The sequence below is a fragment of the Aquimarina sediminis genome (assembly GCF_002895435.1).
GTDB classification, from domain to species: Bacteria; Bacteroidota; Bacteroidia; order Flavobacteriales; family Flavobacteriaceae; genus Aquimarina; species Aquimarina sediminis.
On record NZ_POYJ01000002.1, the window covers coordinates 677,950 to 692,120 of the forward strand.

Here is a 14,171-nt window from a genome sequence, read left to right on the forward strand (position 1 = left end):
CCCCTCTTTTGCCACTAAATTTTTACTACGAGCTTACAAAGGAAAAGAATATACCTTTAAAAAAATTTAAGGATATCTGGGAAGATGGTATTATCAAAGAAGCAATCTTTTTGGCCTCGCCAGAACTATATTCTGAAATAGAGAAATGGCTTTCGGGTCAGCTTAAAGACGTTCAAAAAAGTAAACGATTAGAATCATCACTGTTAAAATATATATCCAGAATGAGCTCTCGATGCACTCCTTTTGGGTTATTTGCCGGATGTTGTATAGGTACCTTTGGAGAGACTACAGGTATTGAGCTTGTCGATGATAGGAAGCATCAAAGACAAACTCGTTTTGATATGAATTTTTTAGTTGCTTTTTCTCAAAAATTGGCAAAAGAAACAATAGTTAAAAAGCAATTGCAGTGGTATCCAAATAATAGTTTGTATAGGATTGGAGATCAATATAGGTATGTAGAATATGGGTATAACAAATATAACCGAAGAGAGCACTCTATAGAAGCAGTGACCTATTCTGATTACTTAGAAGTAATAATTGAAAATGCTAAATTCGGAAAAAAAATAAAAGAATTAGCGTTGCTGTTGGTTGATGATGAAATATCTTATGAAGAAGCTGAAGCCTTTATTGATGAACTTATAGATAACCAAATTTTAATAAGCGAGATAGAACCGTCGGTAACCGGTGAAGATTTTCTTGAACAATTAGAAAAATGTTTAGGTAGATTAGATGGTGTCGAAGCTATATTAAACGAAATTTATCACTACAAGATGTTTTTGGAGCAGATAGATCAGAAGCTTGGTAACAAGGATAAAGAATACTTGCGATTAAGTGAGAGAGTAGCAAAATTAGATACGCCTTTTGAATTAAAATACCTTTTTCAAACAGATATGTATACCCAGGCAAAATCAAACCAATTAAGTGTTCGGTGGGGGTATAAATTGAAAAGAGCAATGACATTGCTGAATAGAATAAGTAGTTCATCTTCTGAAACGCATTTACAGCGATTCAAGGATGCATTTGTGAAAAGATATGAGACCCAGGAGATTCCCTTGGCGACAGCTTTGGATACAGAAATTGGAATTGGTTACCTTCAGCATCAGGATGCAAACGACTCTACATCATTTTTGGACGGGTTGGACATTCCTTATAAACCTTTGCTAGAACAAAAAGTGCATTGGTCTGATGTTCACGAAATATTAAATGCAAAATTGCAGAAAATAGGTAGAGAAAATCAGTATACCTTGTTGCTAGAAGATAAGGATTTTGAACATCTTGATTTGGATTGGAATGATTTACCAGATACGATGTCTGCTATGGTTCAGGTAGCAAAAATAGAAGGAGAAGAAAAGATGATATTATCTTCAATGGGTGGATCTTCGGCAGCAAACCTTTTAGGTAGGTTTTCTACAGGAAATGAATTAATTTTAAAACATGTTGATAATATAGTGTCTATAGAGCAAGAAATTGGTCAAGATCAAATTCTTGCAGAAATTGTTCATTTGCCTGAGTCTAGAACTGGTAATGTAATTAGAAGAGCCACAATAAGAGAATATGAGATTCCGTATTTGGGAAAATCTAATGTGCCTGCTCGGAAGCAAGTTTTTGTAGAAGACATAATGATATCGGTAAAATATGGACGTATAGTGTTACGATCCAAAATTCTTAATAAAGAAATTATTCCTCGTTTGACAAATGCACATAATTATAGTGCTAATGCTTTGCCGGTTTATCACTTTTTGTGCGATGTCCAAAATCAAAATAAAAGACCAGGCATTGGATTTTATTGGGGTGAGGCGATAGAGAAGAAGGTTTTTTTGCCAAGAGTAGTGTATAAAGATTTTATATTGGCAAAGGCTAGATGGAAAATCAAAACGTCGGACTTACTTTTTCTAAAAGAAAGAGATAAAGTTTCTGCCGTAAATGAATGGAGAGTTAAACATAGGATACCAAGCTTAATCCAATTAATTGATGGAGATAATACTCTGTTGATTAATCTAGAGAATAATACATCAATAGATATGTGGTTGAATGCAATAAAGAATAGGGAAACTTGTGTGCTTGAGGAATTTTTATTCGCAGAAGAAGGTAAATTCGATAAAAAATTGGGAATTGTACAACAGCAAAAAATGAGTTATACTAATCAATTTGTTATTTCATTCTATAATCATAAAAAATTGGAGCGGGCAAGAAATGTAAAGGAAGAGTTAAAAATACTCGAGAAATGAGTACGATAGCTTTCTTTTATAAAATAGAGGATTTGCGTCTGGATATATTTTGAAAGCGAATAATAAGAATGTATATAAAAATCAAAAGATTTTAGTGAATGAGGGTAAAAAGAACTTTTATTGTTGGAGACGAGTGGTTGTATTATAAGCTTTATTGTGGCGCCAGGACATCCGACATGCTTCTTGTTGAAACTATAAAACCCCTTGTAGAGCAATTATTGGAAGAAAAACTAATAGATTCTTGGTTTTTTATACGCTACGGGGATCCCGATTTTCATCTTAGAATACGGTTCCATTTACTTGATCTAAGAAAAATAGGAGATATTATACTCCGTATAAATAACGTATTGCAGCAGTATATAACACAGCGTGTTGTGTATAAAGTGCAGACTGATACATATATACGAGAACTAGAGCGTTATGGGGTTAGTACAATAGAAGCTTCTGAAAAGTTGTTTTTTTATGATAGTGCTATGTTGTTAGATGCTATAAGTGTGATAGAGGATGAAGAATTGTATTTTTTGTTTGTAGTAAAAGGGGTAGACAAGTTGCTAGAGAGTTTTAATTACACCTTGCAAGAGAAGCTAAATATAGTAAACAGGAACACTTTAGCCTTTAAAAATGAGTTTCATGCTGATAAGAGGTTGAATAAACAATTGGATAAAAAATACAGAGGTTTAAAAAGTAAACTTCATTCGTTTTTAGAATCATCATACTCTGCTGAAGACTATGCTATTTTGGATAATATATTAGCTCATAGAAAGAAAAAATCATTAAGTATTGTAAAAAGTATTATTGATGAGCAACAATTTAATCGTTTAGAAGTAGAGTTAGATGATCTATTGAGTAGTTATATACATATGACTGTAAATAGAGCATTTAGATCAAAACAGCGTTTTTATGAATTAGTTTGTTATGATTTTCTACTACGATATTATAAAACAAAAATCAGTTACTCTAAAGCTGATAAAGAAATAAATAAAGTATAGGCTTTGGGCTTATTAATTTTGGTTAACAAAAAAACCCGACTCTTTTTCAAGGTCGGGTTTTATTTTATTTTATCAGTTCACCATTTTTATCGTGAAAATGATATTCTAAATACGTGTAAGCGTCTCTAGGTACAATCTTTACCCATCGTTTATGGTTAAAATACCATTTGGATCGGGTGGATGGAAATCCTTTTGTTAAAAAAGCTGCAATAAAAGGATGCGCACTAAGTGTGATCTTTTTATGATCTTTTTTAATTAATTTTTCTAATTCGACCTTCATTTTTTCTACCAAAACTATGGGCGCCTCAACTTCGCCATTTATTCCATTCGGATCTTCCTCACGGGTTTTGATATTCATCTCAGGTCGCACGCGTTGTCGCGTAATTTGAATCAAGCCAAATTTACTTGGCGGTAAAATTTTATGCTTTGCTCTGTCGTCTTTCATCTCTTCTCTCAATTGATTGAAAAGCGTTCTACGGTTTTCGGCATTGTTCATGTCAATAAAATCAACGACAATAATACCTCCCATATCTCTAAGACGAAGTTGACGAGCCACTTCAGCTGCACTAATAAGGTTTACTTCAAGTGCAGTATCTTCCTGGTTTTTGGCTTTATTAGATCGGTTACCGCTATTTACATCGATTACATGCATCGCTTCTGTATGCTCAATAACCAAATAAGCACCCTTACTCATAGATACCGTCTTACCAAAACTTGTTTTGATTTGCCTTTCGATACCATATTTTTCAAAAATTGGTATTTTAGGATTATGAAGTTTTACAATTGATTCCTTTTTTGGAGCAATTTCTTGCAGATACTCTTTGATTCTATTACATAGATCTTCTTCATCTACAATAATAGAAGTAAAGGTGTCGTTAAATACATCTCTCAATATAGAGGATGCTCTATTCATTTCACCTAATACTTTTGATGGGTGATGGGCTTTGTGCATTTTTTTGCACATACTTTGCCATCTCCCGATTAGATTTTGTAAATCTTTGTCTAGTTCTGCTACTTTTTTGCCTTCTGCTACAGTACGAACGATAATGCCAAAACCTTTAGGCTTAATACTTTTTACAAGCCGTTTTAAACGTTCTTTTTCTTCTGAGGATTCTATTTTTTGAGAAATAGAAATTCTATTTGAAAAAGGAACCAAAACAATATATCTACCGGCAATCGAAAGCTCTGAGCTAATTCGAGGGCCTTTGGTAGATATAGGTTCTTTTACTATCTGTACTAATAGTGATTGATTCGACTTCAACACATTGGTAATAGTACCATGTTTGTCAATGTCGTTCTCTACAGGAAAATCCTTAAGAGAGTAATTTTTTAATTTACCTGTGCTTACACGTTTTATGAATTTAAGTAAAGAAGATACTTGAGGACCTAGATCATGATAATGCAAAAAAGCATCTTTCTCATAGCCAACATCTACAAATGCGGCATTAAGACCTGGGACAGATTTACGAATTTTGGCAATAAATATATCACCTACTGCAAAATCACTATCGTCTTCTTCCTTATGTAATTCAATTAGTTTTCCATCCTTTAGTAAGGCAAAATCTGTAGAGGAACCTGACCTAATGATCAATTCTTTGTTCACTCTGATTAGATTTTTATCCCGATAACAATCGGAATGGATTAAACAATTTTTCACAGGAATTTTAATAATTCCGTTGAAATAAAACTTGCATATTGGTAGTGAATATGATGTTTTACTTCGATTTCAAAGAACTTAACTTTTTAAATAAAAAAAGTAGTTAGAAACTACTTTTTCTTATGGCGGTTGGCTCTTCTTCTCTTTTTTCGCTTGTGCGTAGCTACCTTGTGTCTTTTGCGTTTTTTACCACTTGGCATAGTGTATATTTTTATTTATTATTATTTATTTTACTTCTACGTTAGTCTTTACACCTTCAACAAATACTTTTGCAGGTTTAAACGCAGGTATATTGTGTGCAGGAATTTTGATAGTTGTGTTCTTAGAAATATTACGGCCTGTTTTTTCTGCTCTGGTTTTGATAATAAAACTACCAAATCCTCTAAGGTATACATTATCTCCACTTTCTAGTGAGCTTTTAACCTCTTCCATAAATGTTTCAACCGTTGCTTGAACATCTCCTTTTTCTATTCCCAGTTTTTCTGAAATTTTTGCTACAATATCTGCTTTAGTCATTATAATACCTATTTAGGGGTTTTTAAATTTTCAAGGGGGCAAATATAAGAATTTAAAATCCAAAATATCAATACTTAAGATGATATTTTCATCTTTAAACGTTTAATTTTGCAAAACTTATAATTTTATTATGATTTTTTCTAAAAAACTCATTACGTGGTACTTACAAAACAAAAGAGCAATGCCGTGGCGAGAAACCAAAAATCCGTATCACATTTGGCTTAGTGAAATTATACTTCAACAGACAAGAGTGGCGCAAGGGTTACCTTATTATATGTCATTTGTAGAGGCCTTTCCTACTGTGTTCGATCTGTCCAAAGCAAGTGAAGAAAAAGTGCTTAAACTCTGGCAAGGATTGGGGTATTATTCTAGAGCAAGAAACTTGCACGCAACAGCAAGATATGTAGCAAATCATTTGAATGGAGTTTTTCCTTCAGATTATAAAGGACTTTTAAAGTTAAAGGGAGTTGGAGACTATACCGCCAGTGCTATTGCATCTATATGTTATAGAGAAGCAGTTCCTGTGGTAGATGGAAACGTGTATAGGGTGTTATCCAGATATTATGGAATCGAAACACCTATTAATAGTACAAATGGAGTAAAAGAGTTTAAAGAATTGGCAATAACATTAATGGATACAGAGGAACCCGATCACTATAATCAGGCGATTATGGAATTTGGAGCGCTGCAATGTAAGCCCAAAAATCCATATTGTATTGTTTGTCCTATACAACATGGTTGTGAAGCCCTAAAAAATGGAACTGTCGATGTGCTACCAGTTAAACTTAAAAAGTTAAAAATTAAAAAAAGATACTTTAATTATTTGGTATTCACTTTTGGGAATGAACAAACAATAATCCAGCAAAGAGTTGGTAAGGGGATATGGCAGGGGTTATATGAGTTTCCTTTAATAGAGAGTGCTCATGATGTTGATGTTGATAAAATAATATCTCATACTATTTTTAATAAGATGGTTTTAAACAATAAGTATGAAATTATACCATATAAGGATGAACCGGTTATTCATAAATTATCTCATCAGCATTTGTATACAAGATTTTATATCGTTAAAATGGATAGCACAATAAAAGTGGATGAATCTCAAAGAGAAGTGAGTTTTAAGGAGGTGCATTCATATCCTGTTCCTATTTTGTTAGGTAATTTTGTAGATGGTTTTTTTAACTAAGTGTTTGGTGTCTTAAAACATAAGTTAAGAAGATGTTTAGATCATTTTTTTATCATTTTTTTATTACATTTACTATTCAACAAAGTTATTTATGGATCTCTAAGAAATAAGAAGTATCCTTATAGCGTTATTTATTAAGGATTGTTATTACTTTGTAATTTATAACCTAACAAGAAATTATAGAATAAGAATGTCTGGAACACTAAATAAGGTAATGTTAATTGGTCATACTGGTGATGAGGTAAAGATGCATTATTTTGAAGGAGGTAATTGTGTTGGTAGATTTCCTCTTGCTACCAATGATTCTTATGTTAATAAGAGTACGGGAGAGAGAGTAAATACAACAGAGTGGCATAATATTGTCGTGAGAAATAAAGCTGCAGAAATTTGCGAAAAATACCTTAATAAAGGAGATAAAATTTATATCGAAGGTCGTCTTAAGACTAGAAAATGGCAAGATGAGCAAGGAAAAGACAGATATAGTACAGAAATACAATGTACAGATTTTACTTTTCTTACTCCAAAAAACGAGACTGTCTCTGAGCAAAGACCTCAGAATACCCCTGTAAAGAATCCGCAGGATATTTCAACTAACTCACCAGAGGTAGAAGATGATGACCTTCCCTTCTGATATGTTTAACTAAAGAAAGATAATTTGGACCCTGATCCTGAACCTTTATTTATTTTATTACTTGTTTTTGATATTGCACAAACCATTAATTTGATTGCACTTCTAGTGTTGCTAGTTTTTTCTGCATTGATATCCGGTAGTGAAGTGGCTTTGTTTTCGTTAACACCTACAGATCTTAAGGATGAAGAAAACAGCTCTAAAAACCTTAAAATTGTATCAAGATTATTAGATAATCCTAAGAAATTATTGGCTACAATATTAGTGGCAAATAATTTTATCAATATAGCAATAGTGTTGCTTTTTGATTCATTAGGGAAAGTGTATTTTAAAGATCTTGATTATGTTTGGTTAGGGGTAATAAATGTAAGGTTTGTTGTAGAAGTTGGTGTTGCTGCCTTTTTGATTTTACTATTTGGTGAGATTTTGCCAAAACTGTATGCAAGCAGAAATAGAGTAAAGTTTGCCAAGTTTATGGCTCGCCCACTTAGAGTACTGGATTGGATTATTTCTCCTTTTAGTTTGCCAATGAGAAGCATTACGGTTAGAATACATAATAGATTAGGAAAACAAAAATCTAATTTAAGTGTGGATCAACTATCTCAAGCATTAGAGTTAACCTCGGATAATGATACAACCGATGAAGAGAAGAAAATATTAGAAGGTATTGTTTCCTTTGGAAATACAGATACTAAACAAGTAATGCGCCCTCGGATGGAGATTTTTGCATTAAGTAGTGTGGCTTCTTATAAAGTGATACTCCCTGAGATTATTGAAAATGGGTATTCCCGTATTCCTGTTTATGAAGATAGTATTGATAAGGTTATAGGGATTCTATATGTAAAAGACCTTTTGCCTCATATTAATGAGATATCTTTTGATTGGACAGCTATATTGAGAGAGCCGTATTTTGTACCAGAGAATAAGAAATTAGATGACCTGCTTAATAGTTTTAAAGACAAAAAAAACCATCTGGCAATTGTAGTAGATGAATATGGAGGAACAAGCGGTTTGATTTCATTAGAAGATATTATAGAAGAAATTGTTGGGGATATTAGTGATGAGTTTGATGATGAAGATTTGATATTTTCCAAATTAGATGACCAAAACTATGTTTTTGAAGGTAGAACTCCTTTAAAGGATTTTTATAAAGTCTTAAAGATGGAAGACAGTAGTATTTTTGAAGAAAAGAAAGGTGATGCAGAAACTATTGCCGGATTGCTGCTTGAGATGTCGGGGAGTTTTCCAAAACGAGGCGAGATTATAACTCTAAATCAATATTCATTTAAGATAGAATCATTAGATAACAAACGAATAAAACAAGTGAAATTAACGATTAATGAGAAAGAGGGTAATTAGATTTTTTTTGATAGCGAGTATGTTGGTTGCCTTTTCATGCGGAGGAGAAGTGTTGCCTAAACCTGAAGGAATGCTACGATTAAGCTATCCCGCTCCCAAGTACAAAGAAGTGTCATTGTCATGCCCTTATCTTTTTGATAAAAACGAATTTTCAAAACTTCAAGAAGCTCGAATAAACAGAAAATGCTGGTATAACCTGGATTATAAGAGGTTAAATGCAACAATGTATATTTCTTATTTCGAAATAAATAACAATCTGGATTCTTTACTTAGAGATGCTCAGAATCTTACTCAAGAACACGTAATTAAGGCAGATGAAATTATTCAAACGCCTTATGCAAATGAGGAAAATAGGGTTTACGGAGTTTTTTACGAAGTATCTGGAGATGCGGCATCTCAATCCCAGTTTTATGCTACTGATAGTGTGAGTCATTTTGTGGTTGGGTCAATATATTTTAAAGTAAAACCCAATTATGATTCGATTCTTCCTGCTGCTAATTATTTGCGTAATGATATGAGGCATCTTATGGAGACCCTTCGTTGGAAAGAATAGGAGTGCTTAAATAGACCTGCTTAGTTAATTTTATTCCAAAGTTACTCTGGCTCAATTATAATTTTATCACTTTTGCAATTTATTTTTAATATAATGCAAAGTACTAAGCAAAAATGGATATATCTGGCGGTGCTATCTCTTGTATGGGGTAGTTCATTTATTCTTATTAAAAAGTCTTTAATAGGACTTACTCCAATGCAATTAGGAGCGATAAGGACACTTTTTGCTGCAGCATTTTTGTTTTTAATCGGTTTTAGAAGCATGAAGACTATTGCGGTTTCCGATTGGAAATGGATAACAATATCTGGCTTTATGGGAACTTTTATTCCTGCATTTCTATTTGCCTTTGCAGAAACAGAAATCGATAGCGGTATTGCATCTATACTTAATTCAACAACACCTTTGATTACTTTGATATTAGGAGTAGTGATTTTTTCTGTGAGGTTTAATAAAAATCAATTTGTAGGGGTGATTGTTGGTTTAATGGGTTGTCTTGCTTTGATATTAGAGGGGGCTTCTGTAAACCCTAATCAAAATTATTGGTATGCACTTTTAGTTCTTTGTGCTTCCTTGTGTTATGCAATAAACGTAAATATTATTAAAAGGTATATGCAGCATATACCCCCATTGGCAATCGCTAATGGAAATTTTATTGTGTTGGTTATTCCTGCAATAATAGTATTGTATTTTTCAGGCTTTTTTAAAGCCGAGATTATTTCTGAACCAAAGGTGCATACCAGTTTAATGTACATTTCTATACTTGCTGTAATAGGGACAGGGATTGCCAAGGTGTTGTTCAATAAGCTGGTGCAAATTAGTACTCCTGTGTTTGCAAGTTCAGTAACTTATACTATTCCTATTGTAGCACTATTGTGGGGAGTATTGGATAATGAGAAATTTACTTTTTATCAAGTACTTGCTTCTGGAGTTATTATTTTTGGAGTATACTTGTCAAATAGACGCAAGTAGGTGTGTAGTGTTCTGTAAAACAATAAATTAACAGGGATTTAAGGCTAAGAAACTCTTAATTTTCATACTTTTAAGAAAGAATCTTAAAGAAAAAAGAGATGAAAAAGTCAACTGTTCCCGTTAGATATGGTGTCCTGATTGCTATTGGGCTTATTGCTTATTTTTTAATTCTCTCTTTAATAGGGATGCAAACTAAGCCTGTCTTTAGTATTGGTAATGGTGTCATTGTGGCTTTTGGACTATATATGGCTTTGAAAAATTATAAAATAGAAAAAGGAAAGAACTTTGATTACCAGAAAGGCTTTACTGCAGGTCTTTTTACCGGATTTAATGCCACTATCCTTTTTACGATATTTTTTGCAATCTATGTTACAAATATCAATACTGATTTCTTGCCAGAGATGCTGGCTAATTGGAGTTCACATTACCATGTAGGGGTAGGTATTGTCGTATTTGTTGCTGCAATTATGGGCTTTGCTACTACTTTTGTACTGACCTTGTCTTTTATGCAATTATTTAAAGAAAGCTGGAATCCTAAAAAAAACCAAAAATCCCGCCCTATAGAGGTGTAAAATATTTGTCATTTAATTAATTAGCAGTATATTTGCACCCGCCTATGAAAAATAGGTAAGTTCTTTTTATTTAAAAAAATAATTAATTAAACGTTACGCTATGTACGCAATTGTAGAGATAGCAGGGCAGCAATTTAAGGTTGCAAAAGACCAAAAAGTATTTGTACACCGTTTAGCAGGAGAAGAAGGAGACACAGTTTCTTTTGATAAAGTTCTTCTTGCAGCAGATGGTGAAAACATTACTTTAGGCGCCCCAGCTATAGATGGAGCTCAAGTAGGGGCAAAAATCACAAGACACCTGAAAGGTGATAAAGTTATTGTTTTCAAGAAAAAGAGACGTAAAGGATACCGTGTTAAAAACGGTCATCGTCAATCTCTTACAGAAATCGTTATTGAAAGCATTGTAACTTCTGGAGCTAAGAAAGCAGCTCCTAAGAAAGAAACTAAAAAAGCTGAACCGAAAAAAGATTCTGCACCAAAAGCCGAAACTAAAGCAGTTCCAAAAAAAGAGCAAGCAGGAACTGAGGATTTAGGCACAAAAACAGTGGCTGAATTGAAGGATTTAGCTAAAGCTAAAGGGATTTCTGGAATTTCTTCTATGAAGAAAGCAGAATTAATCGAAGCTTTACAAGGAAAATAATTAGGATAGCAGGAATATCCCTGTTAGTATTAACAATATAAAACCGAAAGAAAATGGCTCATAAAAAAGGAGTTGGTAGTTCGAAAAACGGTAGAGAATCAGAATCGAAACGCTTAGGTGTAAAGATATTTGGTGGACAAGCTGCCGTGGCTGGTAACATCATTGTAAGACAAAGAGGTACAGCCCACAAGCCAGGAGAGAATGTGTATGCAGGTAAAGATCATACACTACATGCAAAAGTAGATGGTTTGGTAAAGTTTACTAAAAAGAAAGACAATAAATCCTATGTTTCTATAATTCCATTTGAAGCATAAAGGATCTTTCCTTTGTAATATAAATAAATGACCCTTTTCAGCAATGAAAAGGGTTTTTTTTGTGAAAATGAACTATATGCTTCAGGGTGCCTGATAAGTAACTCTGTAGAAGGCTTGATTTTAGAATATGAATACTATATGGAAATGACCTGCTAAGAGAAGGGATTGTCAGGTGATGAAATCAAAACAATCTTTTTCCAAGGGGTTTATCTATAGGAAAAATGGTTATAGTTATTTGTATTTGTTCAATACAATGGTTTCAAAATAAAAAGTCCTTATCGTTTAAATGATAAGGACTTTTGTTTGTGGTACTATTCGAAATGCTATATTTCTATAGCTCTAAATTTAGTATCTGTAATATTCTGGTTTAAATGGACCTTCAACAGTAACACCGATATATTCTGCTTGCTCGGGTCTTAGTGTTTCTAATTCTACTCCAAGACGGGCTAAGTGCAATTTAGCTACCTTTTCATCAAGATGTTTAGGTAACATATATACTTCATTCTTGTAGTTTTCTTTGTTGTTCCAAAGTTCTATTTGTGCTAAAGTTTGATTGGTAAATGAGTTACTCATTACAAAACTTGGGTGTCCAGTAGCACAACCAAGGTTTACCAAACGCCCTTCGGCAAGGATGATAATATCTTTTCCGTCGATTGTGTATTTGTCGACTTGCGGTTTGATTTCATCTCTGGTGTCTCCATAGTTGTCATTTAACCAAGCCATATCAATTTCATTGTCAAAATGTCCAATGTTACAAACAATTGCTTTGTCTTTTAAAGCTTTGAAATGCTCCCCTTGTACAATATCCTTATTACCTGTAGTTGTTATAATAACATCAGCATTACCGATTACTGTATTTAGTTTTTTTACTTCAAAACCATCCATAGCTGCTTGTAGTGCGCAGATAGGATCTATTTCGGTAACAGTAACGATAGATCCGGCTCCTTTAAAAGAAGCTGCAGTACCTTTTCCTACATCCCCGTATCCGCAAACAACAACACGTTTACCAGCGAGCATAGTATCGGTAGCACGACGAATCGCATCTACAGCACTCTCACGACATCCATATTTATTGTCAAATTTAGATTTTGTTACAGAATCGTTTACATTAATTGCCGGCATTGGCAATGTTCCGTTTTTCATTCTTTCGTACAAACGGTGAACCCCGGTGGTAGTTTCTTCAGATAAACCATTAATACCATCAACTAACTCAGGGTATTTGTCTAACACCATGTTTGTAAGATCCCCACCATCATCTAAAATCATGTTCAAAGGCTTTCTGTCTTCTCCAAAGAATAATGTTTGTTCTATACACCAGTCAAACTCTTCTTCATTCATTCCTTTCCAAGCATAAACAGGGATTCCTGCATCAGCAATGGCAGCAGCAGCTTGATCCTGAGTAGAAAATATATTACAAGAACTCCAAGTTACTTCAGCACCAAGAGCTTGAAGTGTTTCAATTAAAACGGCAGTCTGTATAGTCATATGAAGACAACCTGCAATACGGGCACCTTTTAGAGGTTGTTCGTCTTTATATTCTTCACGAAGAGACATAAGTCCTGGCATCTCTGCTTCAGCTAATTCTATTTCTTTTCTTCCCCAGGCAGCTAATGAAATATCTTTTACTTTGTAAGGAACATAAGGTACTGTTTTGGTACTCATAGTAGTTAATTTTATGTTTATGGGGTGCGTTCTGGTATTTCGCACTAAATTGTTCTAAATTCGTTTTTTGAAAAATTGGATTTTACCCCATTTTCCAGTTTGCAAAGGTACATAATAACTTTAAGAATATAAATGCCTCTTTACAAAACTATAACAGTAGATGAAAGTACTAATGTGTTGATTTGGAAGATTGAAGAATCTTATGAATCCCTATGTCAAGGAATAGAATTAACACAACATTGTCAAAATAGAGTAGATAACATGAAGTCAGATATGCACCGTAGAGGTTTTATGAGTGTACGACATCTGCTAGCTGTATATGGATATACAGACCATGATCTATATTATGATGAGTTCGGAAAGCCCCATCTAAATGATGGGAAACAAATATCGATATCACATTCTTATGAGTATGCCGGAATTATAATTAGCGATAAGCTCGTAGGGATTGATATTGAAAAACAACGAGAAAAGATTCAGCGAATAGCTCATAAATTTGTGAATAATTTCGAAGCCGGATATGTGGAGCAAAATGATAGCGAAAAGACACGGTTTTTGACAATTATCTGGGGAGCTAAAGAGTCTTTGTATAAATTATATGCAACTGCTGGTCTAAGTTTTGAAGAGCATATTTTTATTTCACCTTTCGAATTAGAATATCCTTTTGTTTTTGGTGCAATTGGACATAATGATACTATTAGTCATTATGATTTGTCATTTATAGAGTTTGAAGGGTTTACATGTGTATATGCTTTACCAGCTACAGAATAATAGATATACAAGTCTTATGTCGAAATGGGAATTAATTCTTATGAATAACGGATTGCATATTTTATGAATTGTAAGAAGTGCTTGTGTTTTTAGTATCGTGTTGAATTTTTTATTTTAAAGCTTAGAA

Annotated in this window: 14 protein-coding genes; 11 read left to right on the forward strand and 3 right to left on the reverse strand. The window is 33.4% G+C overall.

Going from position 1 to position 14,171, the window contains the following annotated elements:
- Positions 1 to 8 precede the first annotated feature (8 nt).
- Together C1X07_RS07255 and C1X07_RS07260 are read left to right on the forward strand one after the other, a co-directional pair.
- Positions 9 to 2,228, forward strand: a complete 2,220-nt coding sequence (locus C1X07_RS07255; protein ID WP_164914113.1) for a lantibiotic dehydratase family protein — start codon at positions 9 to 11, stop codon at positions 2,226 to 2,228.
- Positions 2,229 to 2,326: 98 nt separating this feature from the next.
- Positions 2,327 to 3,217 (forward strand): thiopeptide-type bacteriocin biosynthesis protein, encoded by an 891-nt coding sequence (locus C1X07_RS07260; RefSeq protein ID WP_103069312.1) that lies wholly within the window; start codon positions 2,327 to 2,329, stop codon positions 3,215 to 3,217.
- A gap of 64 nt (positions 3,218 to 3,281) precedes the next feature.
- On the opposite strand, the gene C1X07_RS07265 is transcribed toward C1X07_RS07260, so the two are convergent.
- Together C1X07_RS07265 and C1X07_RS07270 are read right to left on the reverse strand one after the other, a co-directional pair.
- Complete coding sequence (locus tag C1X07_RS07265; RefSeq protein ID WP_103069313.1) at positions 3,282 to 4,820, reverse strand: Rne/Rng family ribonuclease; 1,539 nt, start codon at positions 4,818 to 4,820, stop codon at positions 3,282 to 3,284.
- A 279-nt stretch (positions 4,821 to 5,099) separates the two neighbouring features.
- A complete protein-coding gene (locus C1X07_RS07270) occupies positions 5,100 to 5,390 on the reverse strand; it encodes an HU family DNA-binding protein (protein ID WP_024768281.1) in 291 nt (96 codons plus the stop codon).
- 130 nt (positions 5,391 to 5,520) lie between these two features.
- Between C1X07_RS07270 and mutY the strand changes: the two genes are divergently transcribed.
- The 8 genes from mutY (at position 5,521) to rpmA (ending at position 11,611) form a co-directional block, all read left to right on the forward strand.
- The gene (gene mutY, locus C1X07_RS07275) at positions 5,521 to 6,576 is read left to right on the forward strand and encodes an A/G-specific adenine glycosylase (protein WP_103069314.1); all 1,056 of its coding nucleotides are present in this window, start codon (positions 5,521 to 5,523) and stop codon (positions 6,574 to 6,576) included.
- Between the two features lie 190 nt (positions 6,577 to 6,766).
- Positions 6,767 to 7,207 (forward strand): single-stranded DNA-binding protein, encoded by a 441-nt coding sequence (locus C1X07_RS07280; RefSeq protein WP_103069315.1) that lies wholly within the window; start codon positions 6,767 to 6,769, stop codon positions 7,205 to 7,207.
- Positions 7,208 to 7,231: 24 nt separating this feature from the next.
- Positions 7,232 to 8,563 carry a gliding motility-associated protein GldE gene (locus C1X07_RS07285; protein WP_103069316.1) on the forward strand — a complete coding sequence of 444 codons (1,332 nt, stop codon included), beginning with the start codon at positions 7,232 to 7,234 and terminating at the stop codon, positions 8,561 to 8,563.
- The gene (gene gldD, locus C1X07_RS07290; protein WP_103069317.1) at positions 8,544 to 9,116 is read left to right on the forward strand and encodes a gliding motility lipoprotein GldD; all 573 of its coding nucleotides are present in this window, start codon (positions 8,544 to 8,546) and stop codon (positions 9,114 to 9,116) included. The genes C1X07_RS07285 and gldD overlap by 20 nt, the downstream gene beginning before the upstream one ends.
- A 93-nt stretch (positions 9,117 to 9,209) precedes the next feature.
- Positions 9,210 to 10,085, forward strand: coding sequence for a DMT family transporter (locus tag C1X07_RS07295; protein WP_103069318.1), 876 nt, complete (start codon positions 9,210 to 9,212; stop codon positions 10,083 to 10,085).
- Positions 10,086 to 10,183: 98 nt separating this feature from the next.
- Positions 10,184 to 10,657, forward strand: coding sequence for a DUF4199 domain-containing protein (locus C1X07_RS07300; protein WP_103069319.1), 474 nt, complete (start codon positions 10,184 to 10,186; stop codon positions 10,655 to 10,657).
- Between the two features lie 100 nt (positions 10,658 to 10,757).
- Positions 10,758 to 11,297, forward strand: coding sequence for a 50S ribosomal protein L21 (gene rplU / locus C1X07_RS07305; RefSeq protein WP_103069320.1), 540 nt, complete (start codon positions 10,758 to 10,760; stop codon positions 11,295 to 11,297).
- Positions 11,298 to 11,350: 53 nt separating this feature from the next.
- A complete protein-coding gene (gene rpmA / locus C1X07_RS07310) occupies positions 11,351 to 11,611 on the forward strand; it encodes a 50S ribosomal protein L27 (RefSeq protein WP_034239735.1) in 261 nt (86 codons plus the stop codon).
- A gap of 345 nt (positions 11,612 to 11,956) precedes the next feature.
- On the opposite strand, the gene ahcY is transcribed toward rpmA, so the two are convergent.
- Positions 11,957 to 13,273 (reverse strand): adenosylhomocysteinase, encoded by a 1,317-nt coding sequence (gene ahcY, locus C1X07_RS07315; RefSeq protein ID WP_103069321.1) that lies wholly within the window; start codon positions 13,271 to 13,273, stop codon positions 11,957 to 11,959.
- Between the two features lie 132 nt (positions 13,274 to 13,405).
- Here ahcY and C1X07_RS07320 point away from each other — a divergent pair, with 132 nt between their 5' ends.
- On the forward strand, positions 13,406 to 14,044 hold the full coding sequence (locus C1X07_RS07320; protein WP_103069322.1) for a 4'-phosphopantetheinyl transferase family protein: 639 nt from the start codon (positions 13,406 to 13,408) through the stop codon (positions 14,042 to 14,044).
- The last annotated feature ends 127 nt before the right edge of the window (positions 14,045 to 14,171 follow it).